Here is a 20253-nt window from a genome sequence, read left to right as displayed (position 1 = left end):
GTATAGTAGAAACCCAATCATATAGCATTGACACATTGGTATAGTTTCGTAATGTGGGCGTGCGGCCTCCTATGAAGGTGGCAGGAAATAGGGGGGCTTTCTTCGCATGACCCGGACCAAGAGACTGACAGACGCGGAACGGGCGGAGATTGTTCGTGAGGCCGGAGAAGGAGTGGGGACCTCGGAGCTCGCGGAGCGGTTCGGGGTCACGCCGCGGGCCATCCAGTACACGTTGAAGGCGGACGAAGAACGCCAGCGGGATGCAGCCGTGGCGACCTCTGCCGTGACCGTGAAACTGACCCCTGAGGAGCTTGGCGCGCTGGATGAAGTCTTGGCCATGGCCGGCATCGAGACCCGCACGGAGGGGCTGAGGCGGCTCATCCAGGCGGCGGGCGGGACCTTCGTTCCGGATGTACAACTGGCCGGAGAGATGGCGCGCTACAGGGCCTCTCTGCATGAGGTTGGCAACGGTGTCGTGCAGATCGCCAAGCAGATGGTGAAGGCCAACCAAATGGGGCAGGGGAGTGAAGGCGATTCGAGCGCTGAGTTCTCCGAACTGCGCCTTGCGCAGATGCGCGGGCTCGCGCGGTTCATCCTTGATTCCGCGGACGAGATCGACCTGCTCCTGCGCCGCCGCCGGGATGCCATGCAGCTATCCGCGACCGCCGCGCTGAGGGAGTTTGCCCATGCGGCTGAATGATGCCGTCCATGACGTCACCGGAGAGATCTTTCGGGATGGCTGGAGCCGCATCAGGGGCTCGATGCAGGGGCTGCAGGCGTCCCGGCAGAGGCAGCTCGTGCGGGCCTCGGCGGGGCATCGTGCGGCGGTCTTCAAGGCGATCCGGGGCGGGGGCACCCATACCAAATCGCAGCTCATGAACCAGCTCGACTACCTCACCACGAAGTCCTCGCATATCGTGGACAGCAGCGGGTTCCTGGACGGGAAGACGAGGCTTGAGGGGTCGGAGATCAAGGACATGACGGAGCGTTTCGCCAAGCGCTGGAGTGAGGGGTTCAAGCCCAAGCTCGGACAGACGACGCATATGCTCATGTCCTACCCGATCGGCACCCGGGGCGAGGACGTGCGCGACATCACCGCCAATGTCGCGGAGCGGTTCTTTCAGTCCGACGAGGGGCATTTCGACTACATTATTGCCGTGCATGAGGACCGGGATCACCCGCACGCCCATATAGTATTGAACCGCCGCTCGCAGGAGGGCGAGTTCTTCTTCCTGGGCCGGGACCACCGGTTCAATTACGACGGTTTCCGCCTCGCCATGGTGGAAGAGGCCGAGCGGTTCGGCGTGCGTCTGGAGGCCACGCGGCGGCTCGACCGAGGTGTCGTGCACTACCCGCCGCGCACCCGCGAGGTCTATGCGGCCAAGGTTGAGGGGCGGGCCGCGGAACCACGGCCACGGGTCGGGGCAGACTTGGATCGCGCTCTGGAAGAGATTGCCAATACACGGATCATCTATCACTCGCTCGCCGCCGAGGCCTCTGCGGACAACCGCGAGGACATCGCCGATGCGCTCTTCCGGTCTGGAGAGCTTCTGGCCAAGGGCGGCAAGCTGACTTTGGAAGGAGGCGTCTACATGGCAGAGGAGCAATCGTTCGAGGATCTGAAGACCCGTTATGCCGATCAGGTTGCGCGCGTCCAGGGCATGATTGATGCGAAGCCGGAGGCCGAACGGCCGAGGCTCGAGCGCAGCCTCAACGAGATCCAGTCGCGGCTCGCGCATATGCAGCCCTTGGGGCTCCGCTCCGTGACACTGACCGAAAAGCCCTCGGAGGGCGGGGTCTATTCCGAGACCAATATCGATGCGGCCCGGCTCGACCGGTTGCGCGACCCCGAGGTGCGGGCGCAGGTCGATACCGCGCTGCGCGGGACCGGGATCAGTTCGTCCGTGGTGGTCGCCCGGATGGAAACCGGCGCGCAGAACGCCGCGCTCGAGCGGCAATGGATCGCCGACGATCTGGCGCGGGTGGCCGAGAGGGTCGGTCTCAACCTCGAGCGTCGCGCGGATCTGGAGACGGCGCGCGAGACCCTCAACCGGGCCCATGTCCAGCTCGGCGTCGCACTGGAGCGGGCAGGGGTCTTGCGTGAGGACGGTGTCGTGGAAGATCGCACGGTGCTGGAGCGGGTCCATTATCATCGGGACGCCACTGAGGACATGGAACGCGCGATCCGCCAGGACATGCGTTCGGAAGGCTTGACCGAGGACCAGATCGAGGACCGGGAGTGGGAGATCGCCTCCCGGGCGGAGCGGCGGATCGAGGAGGAGCAACGCGCCTATCTCGAGGCACATCCGGAACTGCTCGCGCGCCCGGGCGACGTGATCGACCGGTCCGAGCCCTACCGGGAGCGGATCACCGACGAGGCCCGGGCCCGCGAGATCACCCGCGAAGTCGACCGGATCATGGAAGGTCGCGACGCGCGGACCCCCGTTGCGGATGTCGTCACGGACGAGTTCCGCGCGCGCTATCCCGATATGCCATCGCATCTCGCCCGTGGACTTGGCGCGACCTATGCGGCCGTCACCGATCTGCGCGACACCGAGGCCCTCAACCAGGTCCGCCGCGAAAACGAGTTGCGGGAGGTGGCGCTCGACCTGCGCGACGGGCGGCTGTCGGACGCGCGCGAGGGGGACGCTGTCGAGGGCGCGCCGATTGCCGATCCGGACATCCGACGGGTCGTCGACCATGAGCGGGCCGGCAATCTGCAGTCGCCGTTCCAGGACGACGGTCAGCGTTTGAGTTACCGCGACGCCGTCGAGCGCGAGCTCGACGCGGCGCAGATCGAACGCCTACGAGACGGGGATGTCGACGTGCTGAAGACCCAGATCGAAGACCGTCTCGACCGGCTCTACGCCGCCAAGACTTATCTCCAGTCGGACGCGGCCACCGCCAATAGCGAGGCGACCCGTGTCGTCGTCGAGGAGATCGCCGACCGCGAGTTCGAGCTCCACCGCGCCGATCTTGTCGATGGTGAGAGCGAGCGCGGGGAGACGCACTGATGGGAGGGGTGGGGAAGGGCCGCCTCGCCCTCGGCGTCGCGCTGGTCACACTGGTCGCCATCGCGATCGGCTATGTCATCGCCTCGGCCGTCGTGACGTTCCGGGACCTGGGTTTCCGGTCCGAGATCGACTTCTTCTATATCGCCCAGAACTACCGCGCCATCGGGGCCGTCCGCCCCGATGATTTTCGCCTGATCAACCTGATCATGGGCGGGGCCGGGGTGGCGGGCCTCATGATGAGCCTGGCGATGTCCGGCTCGGCCCTGACCCGGTTCGGCTATACCCATTGGCAGACCCGCCGCGAGATGAAGCGGAACGGCTTCTTCGGCGCGCCCGGCACAGGTTTCGTGATCGGCAAGCTGGGCAAGCCCGGATCACGGGCGCCGTTCCTCTGCTCCCGGACCTTCCCGCATGCGCTGATCGTGGCCCCGACCGGTCGCGGCAAGACCACCGGTTTTGTCATCCCGAACCTCTTGACCTGGCAGGGCTCGGCGGTCGTTCTGGACGTGAAGGGCGAATGCTTCGAGGCCTCGGCCCGCCACCGGGCGGCACAGGGTGACGCGGTGTTCCGCTTCGCGCCCACGGATTGGGAGGACAGGCGCACGCATCGCTACAATCCACTCTTGCGCATCTATGAGCTTAAAGACCCGGCCCGCCAGCAGATGGAGCTGCAGCTCCTGGCCACGCTCTTCCTGCAGAACGACAACGACCGGGTGCAAGGTCTTTTGAAGGGCGGGATCGATCTCTTCGTCGCGGCCGGGCTACTCGCGTTCCAGCGCCGCAGGCCGACGCTCGGGGAGATCTACCGCATCGCCGCCTCGGGCGGGCAGAAGCAGAAGGAATATCTCGCGCGCGCCCATGAGGTCCAAAACGCCGCGGCGCGGCTGATATTCACGCGGCTGGCCTCGACCAACAACGACACGCTGACCTCCTATGTCTCGCTCCTGATGACGTCCGGCTTGGACCAGTGGCAGAACCCGGCGATAGATGACGCGACGGCGACCTCAGATTTTGACTTCCGGACGATCCGCAAGAAGCCCTTCAGCGTCTATCTCGTCGTCCAACCCCTCATGGTGAAACCGCTGGCACCGTTGATCCGGCTCTTCTTCTCGGACTTACTTTCAGCGCTTCAGGACAAGGAGCCGGGTCCGGACGAGCCCTGGCCGGTCATGATCATGCTCGACGAGTTCAATCGCCTCGGAAAGATGCCGATCGTGGCCGAGAGCATCGAAGTACTGCGCGCCTATCGCGGGCATCTCGCGGTGGTCACCCAGACCATCCCGGCCATCGACGAGATCTACGGCGAGAACACGCGGCGGGCCTTACAGGGCAACGCCGGGATCAAGCTCTACCTCACGCCCTCGGACGAGAAGACGGTCGAGGAGTTGAGCAAGGCCGTGGGCAAGACCACGAAGACCGTGGTCACACGCTCCCGCGCGGTCGGAAAGAACCCGTTCGAGGGTCGCAGCCAGTCCGAACGGACGGAGGAGGTCGCGCTCCTGCCGGAAGATGAGGCGCGGCGTCTGCCGCTTGATGAGATCGTGGTGGTCGTGGACGCGCAGATGCCGGTCCGGGCGAAGCGGGTCGTTTACTACGAGGATCCGTTCTTCAAGGGTATCCACGCGGCGCAGGAGGGGGATCTGCCCTTCCCGAAGGGGCCGGTCCCTCCGATGGGGGAGTTGCCCCTGAGTGTCCGGGCAATGCCCACGGCGCCGCGGGGGGCCGGTCTGTCGGAACGCGATTTCGAAGCCAGGATGGGGCTTACGGAATCCGGTGGAAACTCACCCATCGATCCCGGTCCGGCTCAAGCGCCTCGGCGCGTCAGGGCCGCAGTCCTCGGGGACGATCAGCGGCAGTTCGAGATGGAGTTCGGGCGGCAGGCAGGTCTGGAGGTGGAGGCTGCGACAGAAGACGACGTCGTCCGGGTACAGGACGCCGTGAGTGATCTGGAGCGGTTGGAAATTTCCATGACAAGTTGAGCGGAGGTCAGCCGAGGCTATGGATTTGACGTTCGAGACGAGTGCAGAGAAGGTCGGGTCTGAGCTCACTCCCGACCTTGGGCGAACGCGCAGAGGCCGTCGCGATGGGCGGGGAGCGGACATTCGCTGCGCATTGCGTGAACGACCGCTATGGCCGTTCGCTGGTTTCGCTCTGGTTTGAAACGGGAGTATTCTTCTAATCAAGAACATCAAACCCCGAATCAAATTGTCGCTGAAGAAATGGCGCCAGTGGCCATACTTGGCATGTTCGACGCATTTTGGCCGGACCATTTCATGATGTGAGTTCTTGGTTGCGGCGGCAGGGTTTGGACTTTGGCGAATTACCGTTGCGCTCTGGAAGAACACTCTGAAGAACCGTTCCAATAGCCACGACGAAACGGCGTGGAATCTGCCACTCGGAATCGCCTCGCAGCAAATCCGTGGTTTCTGCAACATTCCTTGCGAAGAGCGACTAAGGGGCGAAGAACGACATCAAGCACCTGATTTAAAATAGTTTTATTCGCGAAAATTTTTCTTGAACAAAATTTCTGGACAAGTGTTCAGATTTTGTGCTCGCATAGAGACAGAGCGAGGAGGCTCTGTTCAGGGAGGATTTGATATGCCCGATAAGTCGGCTTTTGATTACGTTATCGTTGGGGGCGGTTCTGCGGGATCGACCCTTGCTGCTCGTTTGACCGAGGATCCCGCGGTGTCCGTGTGCCTCTTGGAAGCAGGTGGGAACGGTGATCACATTCTCATCCGCGCGCCCGCCGGCACGGTTGCGATCCTGCCGGGACATGGGAAGATCTCGAACTGGGCCTATGAGACCACGCCTCAACCCGGACTGAATGGTCGCAAAGGTTATCAACCACGCGGCAAAGCATTGGGTGGGTCAAGCGCGATCAACGCCATGCTCTACGTCCGTGGGCACAAATCCGACTATGACGGTTGGGCCGACCTGGGGTGTGATGGCTGGTCATGGGACGAATGCCTCCCCTATTTCAAACGTGCCGAGAACAACGAGGACGGCGCGGGTGACTTCCACGGCGCATCCGGTCCGCTGCACGTCTCGAACCAGAAAGCGCCACGTCCGATCAGCCGCGCCTTCGTCGAGGCGGCAGCCGAATGCCAGCACCGCGAAACGGCGGATTTCAACACCGGCGACAACGAGGGAGTCGGGCTGTATCAGGTCACGCAGTTTCATGACGAGGCGCGCAATGGCGAGCGGTGCTCGGCAGCAGCGGCTTACCTTCACCCGGTCCAGAAGAGCCGCAAGAACCTCACCATCATCACCGGCGCCCATGCGACCAAGATCCTGACCGAGGGCAAGCGCGCGACCGGCGTCGCCTATCACAAGGGGCGCTCGGATCATCAGGTGAAGGCCAATAAGGAAGTGCTCCTGTGCGGGGGCGCCTTCAACTCGCCACAGCTCCTGCAACTGTCCGGTATCGGCGTCGCGGAGGACATTCAACGCCACGGGATCGAAATGGTTCACGAGTTGCCGGGTGTGGGCAAGAACCTTCAAGATCACCTGGATTTCATCCTCGCCTACAAGTCGAACGATACCGACAATTTCGGAATCGGGTTGGCGGGCACCATCGGGTTGACGAAGCACATTCTGAAATGGCGCAAGCATGGTAACTCCATGATCGCGACGCCGTTCGCCGAAGGGGCCGGGTTCCTGAAAACCGATCCCGCGCTGGACAGACCTGACATTCAGCTTCACTTCGTGATCTCCATCGTGGACGACCATGCGCGCAAGCTGCACATGGGCTATGGCTTTTCCTGCCACGTCTGTGCGCTGCGCCCCTATTCCCGTGGCGAAGTGTTCCTTGAAAGCGGTGATCCGATGGCCGCGCCGGGGATCGATCCACAGTTTCTGACCGATCCGCGCGATTTGGAAACCACGATCAAGGGCGCGAAAATGACGCGCGAAATCCTGCAAGCTCCGGCGATGAAGAAATACCGCCATAAGGAGTTGTTCGGCACCAAGGACGGGATGAGCGACGCCGAATGGGAAAAGCACATTCGATCGCGGGCCGATACGATCTATCACCCGGTCGGGACCTGTAAGATGGGCGTCGACGACATGGCAGTGGTGGACCCCGAGTTGAAGGTGCACGGCATGGAAGGGCTTCGCGTGATCGATGCCTCGGTCATGCCGACCCTTATCGGCGGGAACACCAATGCGCCCACGATCATGATCGCGGAACGCGCCGCCGACATGATCCGGGGCATCAAGCCCGCCGCAATCGCAGCAGAATGAAGACCGCCGCGCGACGCGGCAGAACGAAGGAGGACATCATGTCCGGCACAATGATGACGCAGGCACTGACCACAGGCTCCCTGATTGCACATGCTGAGAAATACCACGCAGGCACCGAGATCGTTTCGGTCGAGACGGACGGGACCAAGGCCCGCACCACGTGGGGCGCGGTCGGCACCAATGCGCGGCGGATCAAGGCAGCGCTGGATGATCTGGGCGTGTCTGGCGGTGCGCGCTGTGCCACCATTGCGTGGAACAACCGGCGGCATCTGGAGCTGTATTTCGGGATCGGCGCGGGGGGTCGTGTGACGCACACGATCAACCCGCGCCTGACGCCCGAACAGATGATCTATATCCTCAACCATGCCGCCGACGAGGTGCTGTTTCTGGATCGCACCTTCCTGCCCGTCGCGGCCAAACTGGGCGAACACCTGAAAACGGTGAAGCACTATGTCCTGATGGGGTCGCGCGATGACGAGGCCGCCGCTCAGGTCGAGGGGCTCTTGTTCTACGACGAGCTCGTGGAGAAGGCCGACCCTGCCGACGGTTGGCCCGATCTGGATGAAAACGCCCCCGCCGCGCTATGTTATACCTCTGGCACCACGGGCAATCCGAAGGGCGTGCAGTATTCGCATCGGTCGCTGGTGCTGCATTCCATCGGGGGCAACCAGCCGGACGGATTGAACATCGCGGCGCGGGACACGGTGATGCCGGTCGTTCCCATGTTTCATGTGAACGCCTGGGGTGTGCCGTATATTGCGGCCTCGGTCGGGTCCAAGCTGGTGATGCCGGGGCCGAACCTTGATGGCGAAAGCCTCGCACGGTTGATTGACACCGAACAGGTCACGCTGTCGTTGGGGGTGCCGACGATCTGGATGGGCCTTCTGGCCGCGCTAAAATCAACCGGGATCAAGCCCACCTCGATGAAACGCACGGTGGTAGGCGGTTCCGCCCTTCCGCCCTCGATGATCCGCGACTTCCGTGATGGCTATGGCGTGGAACTGATCCATGCGTGGGGCATGACCGAGACGTCACCTTTGGGTACCTTGAACCAGCTTTTGCAGAAACATGACGGGCTGAGCGAGGACGCGCAGGCCAAGTTACGCGAAGGTCAGGGCCGCCCGCCGTGGGGCGTAGAGCTTCGCATCGTGGACGAAAACGGCACCGAGTTGCCCCGCGATGGCGAGACGCAAGGCGAATTGCAAATTCGCGGGAATTGGGTTGTCGAAAGCTACTTCGGGCAGGAGGGGTCCGCCCTGACCGCCGATGGGTGGTTCGACACGGGCGATGTAGCGACGCTGGACGCCGACGGATACATGGTGATCCGGGATCGGTCCAAGGACATCATCAAGTCTGGCGGCGAGTGGATTTCGACCGTCGAGCTTGAGAACATCGCCATCGCACATCCGAAGATTGCCAATGCCGCCGCCATCGCCGCGCATCATCCGAAGTGGGATGAGCGCCCGGTGATCGTTGCCGTGGCTGCCGAAGGCGAAACCCCGGACGAGGCGGACGTGCTGGCCAGCTATGAGGGCAAGGTCGCGCAATGGCAGGTGCCGGATCGGGTCATCTTTGTCGACGATCTGCCGCTGGGGGCCACGGGCAAGGTTCTGAAAAACAAGCTGCGCGAGGCCTATGGCAACGTGCTTTTGGAGGAGGCGTGAGCCATGAACCAGATTGCAACGGATATTACACCTGATTTTTCAGCGCTGGATCGCGACCTTGAGGCATTGCGGTCAGGGGCTGAGGCTTGGGCGCGGACATCGAACGCCGAACGCATCGCGGTTCTGGCCGAGATCAAGGACCGGCTGCTGGAGGTCGCCGAAGGCTGGGCCGAGACCGCGGCGCGGCGAAAGCTGATCCCGGCGGGGTCGCCTTTGGCGGGCGAAGAATGGATTTCTGGACCTTATGCGGTCATGTCTGCCTGTAACGGGTTGATGCAGACTTTGGCAGGTATGAACGGAAAAGCGTTCCTCGACCATCTGTCGAAACGCACCACGGCGAATGGGCAATTGGCCGTGCGCGTCCTGCCCCATTCGATCTGGGATCGGCTGCTGTTGTCAGGCGTCTCTGCGGATGTCTGGATGCAATCGCAGGTAGATGAAGCGAATCTGGCGGCACATACAGCGTGCGCCTATGACACCCCGGTGGATGCGCGAGACGGTGGCGTGTCATTGGTGCTGGGCGCGGGCAACATCGCCTCGATCGCGCCGCTGGACGTGTTCGAGAAAGCTTTTGGTGCGCATAAAGCGGTCATCCTGAAGATGAACCCCGTGAACGAATATCTAACGCCGTTTCTGGAAGCCGCGTTGAAGCCGCTGATCGAGCGCGATGCTCTTCGGATCGTGAAAGGCGGGGCCGAGGTTGGGAGCTACCTGTGCAATCACGCCGCGGTGGACGAGGTGCATATCACCGGGGCTGCAGCCTCGCATGATGCGATTGTCTGGGGTCCGGGCGAGGAAGGGGCCAAGAACAAGGCCGCAAACACGCCGAAGTTGACCAAGCCGATCACATCTGAACTGGGTGCGGTCTGTCCGACCATCGTTGTGCCGGGGAACTGGTCAGAGGCCGACATCAAGTTTCAGGCCGAGCACCTGGCGACCCAAAAGCTCCACAATTCGGGCTTCAACTGCGTGGCCTGTCAGATGTTGGTGCTGCCGAAGTCGTGGGGTCAGAAAGACGCGTTGATCGATGCGATTCGAGGCGTGATGCGCGACATGGATGCGCGTCAGGCCTATTACCCGGGTGCCGCGGACCGAATGGCCGGTTTCGCGGATCAGTCGGCGAATGCGACGTCATTCGACCGTGGCGAAGCACCTGCGCTGATCTTCGCCCCGGTGAACGAAGGGGAGAACTGGTTCACCCAAAACGAGGTGTTCGCCCCTGCTCTGTCGACCTTTGAGATCGAGGCAGAGGACGCCGAAACCTATCTGATCGAGGCGATCCGATACGCTAACGAAACGCTGCACGGCACCTTGGGCGCGAATATCGTCATTCACCCGCGCACCATTCGGCAGATCGGGCGCAAACGCTTCGAAGAGATCATCGCCGATTTGCACTACGGAACCATCGCGGTGAATGCGTGGACTGGCCTCGCCTTCCTTGCTACCGCTTGCCCGTGGGGTGCGTTTCCTGGTCATACGCTGGACGATGTGGGGAGCGGGATCGGCTTTGCGCATAACACCTTCATGTTCGACAAACCCGAGCGGGTGGTCGTGACCGCGCCGTGGCGACCCTTCCCGCGCGGGGTGTTGTCGGGTCAGTTCACACTCCTGCCCCGTCCCCCGTGGTTCGTCACAAATCGGCGGCAGCATGTGGTTGGCCGACTGTTGACCCATTTCCAGCACAAGCCAAGCTGGTTGAAATTGCCGCGCATATTCGCCAATGCCTTGCGTGGTTAAAACAAAGGCCAGCCGGACGTGACCAAACTCGACAAAATCGCCCGCCTTGCGGAAAAGGCCGAAGCCAAATCCGCGAAGCGGGCGCGCAAGAAGGATGAGCTTGCCGATCACGCGATTACAGCGTTGAAGCAACTTGGCTATGCACGCACCAGCCTGCGCGACATCGCCGAAATGTCGGGGGTCGCGGTCGGCACGCTGCATTACTATTTCGAAGACAAGGTCGACCTCATCACCTATTGCGTGCGCCGCTATAAGGTGGGGTTCGTGGCGGACATGGGATCAATTCTGGAAGCCGATGTCGAACCTGAGCAACTCGCAGACCGGTTCATCAAGGGTCTATCACTGTCGATCCGTCGTGAAGCCGAAACCCATCGGCTCTGGTATGACATTCGCACTCAAGCAATGTTCGACCCCGCGTTCGAAGAGGTCGTGGTGGACATCGAAGACGGTCTGCGAGACCTTGTCGCGACTTTTCTCTCTAGGTCTGGCGTCTCACCGGAACAGGCTCGACCTACTTATCTGGTGCTGGACAGCTTTTTTCGCTTCCACCTTCAGGCGTATCTCAGGGGCGATAAGGGTGCACCGGCACAGTTCGAGATCGAGGTTTCGGCGCTATTGAACCGACTGGTCTGACGGCCGACGACCTTGTTACCTAAAACTCTCGGTCAGTTCTGCCTTCGGGACAGCAAGCGACACGGCATATTGCGTCGAGATCGTTTGCAGGGCAGAACTCGAACCTTCGATCTGACATCAAAGCCGTCGGTTAAAATGGGCGCTATGCCGCCGTTCTCTGCGCGCTGCGTCAACGGCAGCTATGGGCCGGTTGCACTTCGGCGAAGGTCCTGCACGCAAATGATCGAAGTGGGCCATCACAAAGGACGGCCCACATGTTCAGATTTCTACCGCTTCGGCGATTGCCAATGCGTCTTCCAACTCGACACCAAGATATCGGACTGTGCTGTCCATCTTGGTATGCCCAAGCAGGAGCTGAACAGCGCGCAGGTTGCCGGTCTTCCGGTAGATCTGCGCGACTTTCGTCCGTCGCATGGAATGGGTTCCATACGCGCTTGGTTCCAGCCCGATCGAGTTCACCTAATCTCGGACCAGGCGTGCGTATTGCCGTGTCGAAATGTGCAGCCGTTCGTGGAAGCGCCCCGGCCAAAGGAATTCGGAACCGATCATTAGCGGCTCCTCCATCCACCGCAAAAGCGATTTCCGGGTGCCCTCGGTGATCTCGAAGCGGACAGGTTTCTGCGTCTTGCTCTGGATGATCGAGGCCCGCTCTTTTACCTGACCGGCAGCGAAAACATCGGCCACTTTCAGCTTGACCAGGTCGCAGCCTCGCAGTTTGCTGTCGATGGCAACGTTGAACAGCGCCAGATCACGATGGTTCTTGGCAATCTCAAGACGGACGCGGATCGCCCAGACATGTTTGGGCAGCAGCGGACGTTTCTGTCCGACAATTCGTCCTTTGTTCCAAGCAGGGCGGCGTGCGCGAATGGCAGGTAAGTTTGGTGTTTGCATGGTTGATCCTCCGATCCGCCACTCCCTCCCACGACGACAACCCGACGTTGACCTGGTCACCTTATCACAGGATGCTGCGCCGCTTCTGAGGTCGGCATTGAGCCCTACTTGCAAGATGCTGCGATCGGCACGAACGGCGGCTATCGAATATCGATGATCTCCTAAGTTTTATTGTTCAAGAGCCGATTTTGAGGTCGCCGCGAAAGCTTGCCGCTTCGGTATGGATTAGCGTGGCGGGCGTTTCGTTCGGGTGCGCGATGAGATGCCTCTCAACCAGGGCATAGCCAAGAGCATAGCCCCGCCACGCGGGATCCGTTCCGAAAAACCATGCGGCGTGGTCGTAGGCTTCATCGTCCCACGCCGCCGCTGCGTCCCTTGCGGCTTGCGCGAGGGCTTCGTCATCAAGCGACGTCTCCCACTTTTCCGGCGGCCCCCCATAGAGCTGCTGCGCGAAGTGACCTGCCAAACCTTCGGTGACAAGGGCCTCGCCCAACGTGCGGCCATAACCCGGCCCGCGCCACCGTAGCGCATGGTGCAATTCGTGAACAATGGTTCGCTCAAGCGGTTCGCCCAGATTTTGCGCACAGTTAGAGTTGGCCGGATCGAAGGTAAGTTGGATCATATCGGCGGTCGGGGCATAGCCGGCGTGCCCCAGATGCGTGATGACGCGGCCCGGCCAAGCCTGTATCACCATGTCGAGATCTACGGGTTCGGTCACGGCTTCTGCGCGCGCTTGCGCACGTCCAATCGCGGCGCGGATCGGGGACACTAGGCCGTTTAGGCGACCCGAGGAATTGGCAATGTGGATGGTCCAGGTCATGAGATCTGAATACACAGGTAGAGCGGCCGGTCCAATCTACGGGAGCGCACCTTTGTGCAAAATGCAGCGAACGCCCGCTCAGTCAAGAGCGGCCAAAAACGTACCAAAATCAAGAGTAGTTTTGCCAAGGGTTTGTGGCGAAAGATTTTTCAACGATTTCGGCGACAGCGACGCCTGCGACAATAACGACGGTTCTTGACACGTAGGTTCTGGCAGGAGGTTTTTGTCCCGCCTCTTGCCGGTTCAACTGCCTTGGCTCACGTCGGAAATCCGCGTCACATTCGACGGCGTTTGCTTTCCTTGTTTCCATTGGCTCGGCGGGACACCGGTCTCTCGCAAAAACTCACGATTGAAGTTCGACTTGGTGTTAAATCCGCTATCGAGCATCGCGTCGGTGACAGTTGCGCCGTCCTCGATCAGCTTGCAGGCATGGCGAACACGCCAAGTGTTTACGTAGCGAGAAACATTGGTTCCCGTCGCACGATTGACCGCCATGGAAAGACGCTTTTCGGGCAGATGAAGACGACGTGCCAACCGCGACAAGGTGAGGTTTGGATCAAGATGCATAGGCTCGCGATTCAAGAAGGCCTCAAGTGCTTCTAAAATGTCGATGTCTTCTTTGCTCTTTTCTCTGGGCGGTGGAGCTGGCTCGGCTGAATCTTCGCCAGCCACACCAGACGCGGACGGGCTACCACTGAGCAAACCGACAAGCACAAGGACCAAGGACGAAGAGAAGGTGATCAACCATCCGGCCCAGTGTTCGTTGCCCGTCATGAATGCAACAGCGATGAACACATCGCTGAAGGCCGAAGCAATCAGCGCCCATCCCAAGACCTGCCAGAGAACCTTCGGAACGTGCCCGGCATCCAACCGGGCAAGGGGCATGTCTCCGGAGCTGCGCAACAGATAGAGGATCGCGCCACCGTAACCCGCAAAAACAAAAGGCACGACGATATCCGTCGTCTCCGGCGCGAAGATTCGACAGAACAGTGTGAAGGCCGGGGCTGCGCCATGAAAGCCGACTTGACGAAGCGATACCCGGCTGATCAGGGCATCCTGCAAAGTGATCCACGCAAGCGGCGGGATGACCGTGGCACTGACCGGCAGAACGGGTCGGAGCCAGGCGACATCGTATCCGATGACCATCGCGACCAGAAACGATTGCATCGCGCAGGCGGCAAGAAAGGCGACCAGTAGCGGCCTGCCCTCTGACAGAAGAGTGCGGCCCGCAAGATAGGCGAGAACGATGGCGGCGAAGACAGGAATCGGGAGCATGGGCATGTCGCAACTATTGTCCAGAATCCCGATTGTGACGACCTGAATCCGGAAAACAGGACGCGATAGCCCGAATTTCTCCGCAAACCCATCGGCATGCGTTCAACAACGGAGGTTCCCATGAAACGCCTTGCTCTTCTTGCAATACTCGCGCTGCCCTACGCTGGCCCTGTCGCGGCGGATATGCTGCCCGGGTACGACCGGTTCGATCTGACAGCTGACCACCGCGCCCGCCCCATCGCTGCCTCGGTCTGGTATCCGGCGGCGAACCCCACCTATCGCGCGCCTGTCGGGGACGGCCCGATCTTTGACCCGACCTTCGCGTTCATCGGCCCTGCAATCGCGGTGGGTGAGCACCCGCTTGTCCTTCTGTCACATGGTTCAGGCGGCAACGCAGACAGTCTGGGATGGCTGACAAGCGGCCTTGTCGCGGACGGGGCGATTGTCCTGGCGGTGAACCATCCGGGCTCGACAAGCGGCGACAGTTCCCCGCGCCGCTCGGTTGATCTCGAAGCACGTGCAAATGACCTGACAGCTGCGCTCGACATGATCCTCGCCGACCCGGCCTTCTCGCCATTCATCGATCCGGATCGGATCGGAGTCGTTGGGTTCTCATTGGGCGGGGCAACCGCTTTGGGCCTTGCTGGTGTGCGCTTCGATGGGGCAGTTCAAGACGACAATTGCAGCACGGGCCCAGATGCCGCCGATTGCGTGTTTTTCCGCCTTGGCGGTGTACAATTCGCCGATTACCCCGGTTTTGACGCGGATGCACGAGACCCACGCATCACACGGGCTGTCATTGTGGACCCCGGATTTGGCGGCGCCGCCAATCCAGAGACGCTGCAAGGGGCTTTGGCGGGGATAACACTCATCAACCTGGGCGACGCAGACAGGCTCGGCGCTGCCGACGTAGGACCAAAGGGCAATGACCTGGCGAACAGGTTGCCCGGTGCATCCTACGTTGAGATTGCACCGGCGAACCACTTCACCTTCCTCGGCACCTGCAAACCTGGTGCCGCCGCGTTGCTTGAAGAGGAACAGGACGACCCGATCTGCACAGACCCGGAAGGCATGGATCGCGCCGCTGCGCACGTGCAGCTCATTGAGGCAATTTCATTCGGTCTCGATCTTTAGAGACGCTTCCATCCGATCCACCTGAAGGAACTGCGCCTCCGGCCAAAAGATGCCGGGGGCGGTCTGTTTCTGCCAAAAGTCACCGTTTTTGTCAGCTCGTGGTATCCGGAAGCGGCCATCGGGGCAGACGCAGCGAAAGAGTGCAATGTCCCGCTCAGCGGACCTCGGCCGTCGGAAAATGGGGCGCGACACGCGAACGACCGCTTTGGTGAAGCTGCGCCGCGGCGTTGTCATGCAGTACGAAGGTCGGCAAAGGGCCGTGTTCCCCAACTCGCACTGATGGGTCAAACGACGGCTCAGTCCACGTATTGCCTATTTACCGGCGCCCCAGACGCCTTAGTCTAGCCAACTGTGCAAGCATCTGTGACCCCGCCCCGGATGAACCGTTCGCAGGCGGTGGCGTGGCACCACCCGCGGCATTAGGGCGGGTCGGGAGCGCCTGTACGCCGAGAAATTGCCTGGCCCGAAGCGCGGCATATTCGGCGCCTGTCGCGCCTCCGATGGCGTATCGGTTATAGACTTGCTGACTTCCTGCCAAGCCTCGGGCGAAGGCGTAGCTTCCGCCAAAGCCCGCCGAAAGCGCCGGCATCATGATGTTTCCGGAGACCGACCGGACGATGAAGGGCGTGGCGATGATGAACCCCTTGGCCATGAGGACCATCATGAAGAAGGGCAGGAGGGCGCCAATGTTCGAAGCCCCCTCCGGATCACCAAGTTCGGCGAGCAATGCGCGCGAAACCCCGGTGATCGTCGCGAAAACGCCGGCGATGACGATGGGGTAGATCGCGAAGGAGATCAGCGCCGAGAGCCAGCGCGCGAAATAATCCTTGGTCACCTCGAAGAGGGTCAGGAAGATCATAACCGGAGCTATCCCGATCAAAAGCGTGATCATGAGCCTGGAGGCGACGACAATGAAGGCTGCCAGCCCTCCGAGGATCGAGAGCAGGAGAACGCCGAGCGTGTCAAGAAGCGCGCCAGCCATCCAGTTCAGCTCGGAGCCTGCTGCGTTCAGGTAATCCCCAAGCGCCGCTATCAGCTGGTCGAACTCCTCGGCGAAGGTCCCCGACGGACCTGGCGTCCCGCCGCCGACCGACGCGACCAGCGATCCGGCGATGCTGTCTATCCCATTCAGGATGGCGGATGCGAGTGCGTTGAACTGGACCCAGTTGGTCGCGAATATGCCAATCAGGCCGATCTTCACGGCGAGCCAGAAGGCGGTCCGGCCGTCCATGGACCGGTACTGGTAGATCATGTTGAGACAGACTAGGATGACCACGAGCGTCGTTCCTAGGACCAGCATCGTTCCGACCGTGGCGGCCACGGCCCCGAACTGGGTTTCCGCCGCCGAGTCCAGATAGCCTTCGGCCGTTTCCACGAAATACGCGACGACGCTCATGCCCCGCTACCAGTTGCTGGCGGCTTCGCAGATCGGCATGGCCTGCTTTCGGAGATCGTTCGCCTGTCGGCGATAGTCTGACGTCGCCTCGACCACGCTCCAATAGTCAGCCGCGGAATAGCGATCAAAATAGACCGCCTCAGTTGCCTCCCAAGACGGATACCGGGTGACGCATGTGCAGCTCTGCGCGTCGACGATGCGTTCCATGCTCTGAAACCGGTAGATTTGCTGGACCAAGAGCCGTTTGTGGGCATCGCGCGCTTCGGTGTTCCGCATCCACTCCGGCTCGGGCGGCTGATCGGGGCAGACATCGGGTTGATTATCGAGCGTCGGCACCAAGTCGCGCTCCGCCGATGCAATGGTGCCCGTCAAAAGAAGAAGTAGGCAGACGAGAGAGGTCGCGCGTTTCATGTCACCGACTCCGCCGGTCGGTCCATGACCTCGCGTTTGAGGAACGCGGTATAGCCATAATCGCCCGCCTCGGCGGAGATCACCTCCCAGCCTTCGGCACCTCGCTTGTTCAGGGCGCGCCGCATCTCTTCATAGTCCTTCTGCTTCTTCACCTTGCAGAACAAGATGTCGTATTCAAACTTCTTCATGGGTCATGCCTCCGCTGAGATCGGTTCCGGGGAGATAGAATTCGGTGATGCCGCGGGCACCGTGTTCACGGCCCGCCTGGATGATCACGTCGATCGAGCTTTCGATGTATTGGACCATGTCCTGGTAGGTCATTGGGATCTCGGTCTTGAGCGCGGCGATGGCGAGACGCTGGACGGCGAGCTGCGGGGTTTCGGCATGGAGGGTTGTCATCGAACCGCCATGGCCGGTATTGATCGCCTCGAGGAAGGTCATGGCCTCCTTGCCGCGCACCTCTCCGAGGATGATCCGGTCGGGCCTCATGCGCAGCGTCGCGGTTAGAAGCACGTCGGCGGATTGGAACTCCGCATCGCGGTTGGCGATCAGGGTCACCGCGTTCGGCTGAGCGGGGAGAAGCTCTGCGGCTTCCTCGATGGTGACGATCCGTTCCTCATCGGGAACGTAGGAGAGGATTTTTCGGGCCGCGACGGTCTTGCCGGTCGAGGTGCCGCCTGAGACGATCATGTTGAGCTTGTTCTCGACGCAGAAGCGGATGGCCTCGTAAATGTCGCCGGAGGCGACGACCTCGCGCAGCGCGCGATTCTTTTCCTGGCGCAACTCCTCGAGCTTGCGCTCTTCGCCATAGAGGAAACGAAGCTCGATCTGGTCCAGCGGTAGGCTCGAGAAGAACCTGAGCGAAATCGACATGCCCGAAAGCACGGCGGGCGGGGTTACGACCTGGGCGCGGATGGGGCGGTCGCGATAGGTGATCGAGACCGAGACGATGGGCTTGTCCTTGCTCATTGTCGTGTTGGCTGAGGAGGCGATCTGGTTGCCAAGATCGCGCAGTTCCGTAACCGACAGTCGCTGATCCAGTGCCCGCATGAAGTGGTCGCCCTGGAACTCACCCCAGCAAGAGCCATCCGGATTGATGCATATCTCGATGACGTCATCGCGGGCGGCGTCCGCGAGCTTGTCGAGTGAGGTCTGCAGATAGGAGAGGGTCATCTCAGAAAATCTCCAGATCCCGGTCGACCATGACGGTGACGCGTGCGCCCTGGTCGACGTAGATGACGGGCCCGATGGAGAGATATTCGCCGATCACACTGTCGGTGGCGTCCGCCAGGTCATCGCCCACATCTTCAAGTACGTCCGCGGTGGTCTCATCCTCGACCTGGGCGGCGGCCACACTCGGAGCCGCTGAGATGATCGAGATCAGCGCGGCGGAACCGAACCGGTCATCGAAGCGCGTGTCGACGAAACCGGTGACACCCGAACGGCCCAACTCGTCTCCCCCAAAGGAGCTTATCTGGACGGTCTGGTTGTTTGGCAGGACGATCCGGTCCCAGGCGATGGTGACGCGCTTCTGGGCTATCTCGATACCGGAGCGGTAGCGCCCGATCAGGCGCGAGCCGCGCGGGATCAGGAGCCGTGAGCCGTCATAGCTGAAGACGTCTTCGGAGATGATGGCACGGGTCTGCCCGGGGAGCGAGCTGTCGAGTGCGGTCTCCATCACGGCCTGGATCATCGTGCCCTGGATGACCGTGTTCGAGGGATTTGCGATGACTTCGGCTTGTGTGATGGCGCTCGGCAACGCGCCGTTCAGCACGAAGTCTGTCACCTCGCCGAAGGTGCGTTCGGTAAGTTCTGTCTCGCCCGCCTTGGCGCCGCCCGTTCCGCCGAAGGCGATGACGGGGGAGGAAATCCGCCGTTCCTGGAAGGCACGCTCCTCCTCGGCCCGGCGTTGCAGCTCGGCCAGCCGCCGCGCCTCTTCTTCGCGCCGCAGCCGCTCTTCTTCGCGGGCGCGCAACTCTTCGTCGGTGGGTCCGAGCGGGGCGGGTGCCGGCTTGTTGGCCTCCAGCCGCGCGAGGTCCAGGTCCATACGCAGCTGTTGCAGCTCCCGATCTCGTGCGGCGAGTTCGGCCTGGAATTGTTCCTGAGCATTCTCGGAGGCGTCCTGTAGGGTGGCGATCCGTGCGGTCAGCGCATCAATCGCCTCGGCTGCCGCGCTGTCCGCCTCGACGTCTGTGTCCGGCGTGTCGCGCAGCTCCTCGATCTGGGCCTGAAGTGCGGCGATCTGCGCCAGAAGTTCGGCGTTGGGTTCTGGTTCGACGAGAACGATCTCGGGTTCCGGGGCGGGCGGCGGCACGAAGGGTTCGATCTCTCCGAACCCGTCACCCTCGGTTTGGAATTCGTCCGGGGTGGCCGTCGGCAGGGCGACCTCTTCCCCAGGGCCCGAGAATAGCAAGAGGACCAAGGCGCCCGCCAGGATGAGCCCTGCGAGGAGGAGGGCGAGGAGCGGCGAGCGGCGTTTCGGAGCGGGTCCGAGGCGCGGGTTGCCCCGTTCAAGCGCAGCGAGGCGCTGTTCGAGTTCCGGGTTGTTGTCACTCATGAGGCGGCCTCCGCGGGCGGCGTCGCCTCGATACAGACCACGTCCTCGCCCAGACGCAGCTGGACTTGCCCTGAAAAAGTGGAGAGCACCAACTGAGGAACCAGGAGGTGTTCTATGGGAAATGGAAACAGACCGACGCCGGAGTTTCGGCGGGAAGCGGTTAGGCTTGCGCTGACAAGCGGCCGGACACGGCGCGAGATCGCAGAAGATCTGGGCATTGGCCTGTCGACGTTGACGCGATGGCTCAGTCGCGAACGGGATGCCGGTGAGCCGGTCGAGGCGTCAGTGGACCTGCATGCGGAACTGAAGCGGTTGCGACGCGAGATCGCGGTTTTGAAGCAGGAGCGCGACATCCTAAAAAACCGTTCCGGGCCGCAGCCCGCCTGTGCGCGGTATAAACTGCCTGTGCTATGCTGCGCCCGAAGGGCAGTTGCCGATGGCTTATTGGTGGGCTGGACCCCGTTAAAAAACGTGGC

The 20253-nt window shown here is 61.7% G+C and carries 17 protein-coding genes and 1 pseudogene; 10 read left to right on the top strand and 8 right to left on the bottom strand.

Annotated elements, in window-relative coordinates:
* Positions 1–106 precede the first annotated feature (106 nt).
* The 8 genes from ACRARG_RS21250 (at position 107) to ACRARG_RS21215 (ending at position 11293) form a co-directional block, all read left to right on the top strand.
* Complete coding sequence (locus ACRARG_RS21250) at positions 107–700, top strand: transposase (RefSeq protein WP_432692007.1); 594 nt, start codon at positions 107–109, stop codon at positions 698–700.
* Entirely contained in the window at positions 687–3014 is a 2328-nt protein-coding gene (locus ACRARG_RS21245) for a relaxase/mobilization nuclease domain-containing protein (protein WP_432692006.1), read from the top strand. The genes ACRARG_RS21250 and ACRARG_RS21245 overlap by 14 nt, the downstream gene beginning before the upstream one ends.
* A gap of 8 nt (positions 3015–3022) precedes the next feature.
* Positions 3023–4993 (top strand): type IV secretory system conjugative DNA transfer family protein, encoded by a 1971-nt coding sequence (locus ACRARG_RS21240; protein ID WP_432692026.1) that lies wholly within the window; start codon positions 3023–3025, stop codon positions 4991–4993.
* Between the two features lie 150 nt (positions 4994–5143).
* Positions 5144–5296, top strand: coding sequence for a hypothetical protein (locus ACRARG_RS21235; RefSeq protein WP_432692005.1), 153 nt, complete (start codon positions 5144–5146; stop codon positions 5294–5296).
* A gap of 316 nt (positions 5297–5612) precedes the next feature.
* A complete protein-coding gene (locus ACRARG_RS21230) occupies positions 5613–7259 on the top strand; it encodes a GMC family oxidoreductase (RefSeq protein ID WP_432692004.1) in 1647 nt (548 codons plus the stop codon).
* 38 nt (positions 7260–7297) lie between these two features.
* On the top strand, positions 7298–8923 hold the full coding sequence (locus ACRARG_RS21225; protein ID WP_432692003.1) for a long-chain fatty acid--CoA ligase: 1626 nt from the start codon (positions 7298–7300) through the stop codon (positions 8921–8923).
* A gap of 3 nt (positions 8924–8926) precedes the next feature.
* On the top strand, positions 8927–10660 hold the full coding sequence (locus ACRARG_RS21220; RefSeq protein WP_432692002.1) for an aldehyde dehydrogenase family protein: 1734 nt from the start codon (positions 8927–8929) through the stop codon (positions 10658–10660).
* 18 nt (positions 10661–10678) lie between these two features.
* Complete coding sequence (locus ACRARG_RS21215; protein WP_432692001.1) at positions 10679–11293, top strand: TetR/AcrR family transcriptional regulator; 615 nt, start codon at positions 10679–10681, stop codon at positions 11291–11293.
* Between the two features lie 258 nt (positions 11294–11551).
* Here the strand turns inward: ACRARG_RS21215 and ACRARG_RS21210 are convergent.
* From ACRARG_RS21210 to ACRARG_RS21200, 3 genes and pseudogenes are all read right to left on the bottom strand, one after another.
* Positions 11552–12184: pseudogene (locus tag ACRARG_RS21210) on the bottom strand (tyrosine-type recombinase/integrase).
* 175 nt (positions 12185–12359) lie between these two features.
* The gene (locus ACRARG_RS21205; RefSeq protein ID WP_432692000.1) at positions 12360–13004 is read right to left on the bottom strand and encodes a DUF2268 domain-containing putative Zn-dependent protease; all 645 of its coding nucleotides are present in this window, start codon (positions 13002–13004) and stop codon (positions 12360–12362) included.
* Between the two features lie 243 nt (positions 13005–13247).
* A complete protein-coding gene (locus tag ACRARG_RS21200) occupies positions 13248–14285 on the bottom strand; it encodes a helix-turn-helix domain-containing protein (RefSeq protein WP_432691999.1) in 1038 nt (345 codons plus the stop codon).
* Between the two features lie 114 nt (positions 14286–14399).
* Between ACRARG_RS21200 and ACRARG_RS21195 the strand changes: the two genes are divergently transcribed.
* The gene (locus ACRARG_RS21195; RefSeq protein WP_432691998.1) at positions 14400–15413 is read left to right on the top strand and encodes an alpha/beta hydrolase family protein; all 1014 of its coding nucleotides are present in this window, start codon (positions 14400–14402) and stop codon (positions 15411–15413) included.
* A gap of 316 nt (positions 15414–15729) precedes the next feature.
* On the opposite strand, the gene ACRARG_RS21190 is transcribed toward ACRARG_RS21195, so the two are convergent.
* From ACRARG_RS21190 to ACRARG_RS21170, 5 genes are read right to left on the bottom strand one after another with little or no spacing between them, the layout of a single operon-like run.
* Positions 15730–16809 (bottom strand): TrbL/VirB6 family protein, encoded by a 1080-nt coding sequence (locus ACRARG_RS21190; protein ID WP_432691997.1) that lies wholly within the window; start codon positions 16807–16809, stop codon positions 15730–15732.
* A 6-nt stretch (positions 16810–16815) separates the two neighbouring features.
* Positions 16816–17220, bottom strand: coding sequence for a hypothetical protein (locus ACRARG_RS21185; protein ID WP_432691996.1), 405 nt, complete (start codon positions 17218–17220; stop codon positions 16816–16818).
* Positions 17217–17408 carry a hypothetical protein gene (locus ACRARG_RS21180; protein WP_432691995.1) on the bottom strand — a complete coding sequence of 64 codons (192 nt, stop codon included), beginning with the start codon at positions 17406–17408 and terminating at the stop codon, positions 17217–17219. Before ACRARG_RS21180 ends, ACRARG_RS21185 begins: the two co-directional genes overlap by 4 nt.
* Positions 17395–18393, bottom strand: coding sequence for an ATPase, T2SS/T4P/T4SS family (locus ACRARG_RS21175; protein ID WP_432691994.1), 999 nt, complete (start codon positions 18391–18393; stop codon positions 17395–17397). The genes ACRARG_RS21180 and ACRARG_RS21175 overlap by 14 nt, the downstream gene beginning before the upstream one ends.
* Position 18394: 1 nt before the next feature.
* On the bottom strand, positions 18395–19777 hold the full coding sequence (locus ACRARG_RS21170; RefSeq protein ID WP_432691993.1) for a TraB/TrbI/VirB10 family type IV secretion system protein: 1383 nt from the start codon (positions 19775–19777) through the stop codon (positions 18395–18397).
* Positions 19778–19891: 114 nt separating this feature from the next.
* On the opposite strand from ACRARG_RS21170, the gene ACRARG_RS21165 reads away from it, so the two are divergent.
* Positions 19892–20253 (top strand): transposase (locus ACRARG_RS21165; protein WP_432691992.1); only part of this gene is annotated, 362 nt, incomplete at its 3' end.

This window comes from Pseudooceanicola profundi (genome assembly GCF_050897955.1).
GTDB lineage: Bacteria > Pseudomonadota > Alphaproteobacteria > Rhodobacterales > Rhodobacteraceae > Pseudooceanicola.
The sequence above is the reverse complement of the archived record's forward strand: the minus strand, read 5'-3'. Positions and strand labels throughout refer to the sequence as shown.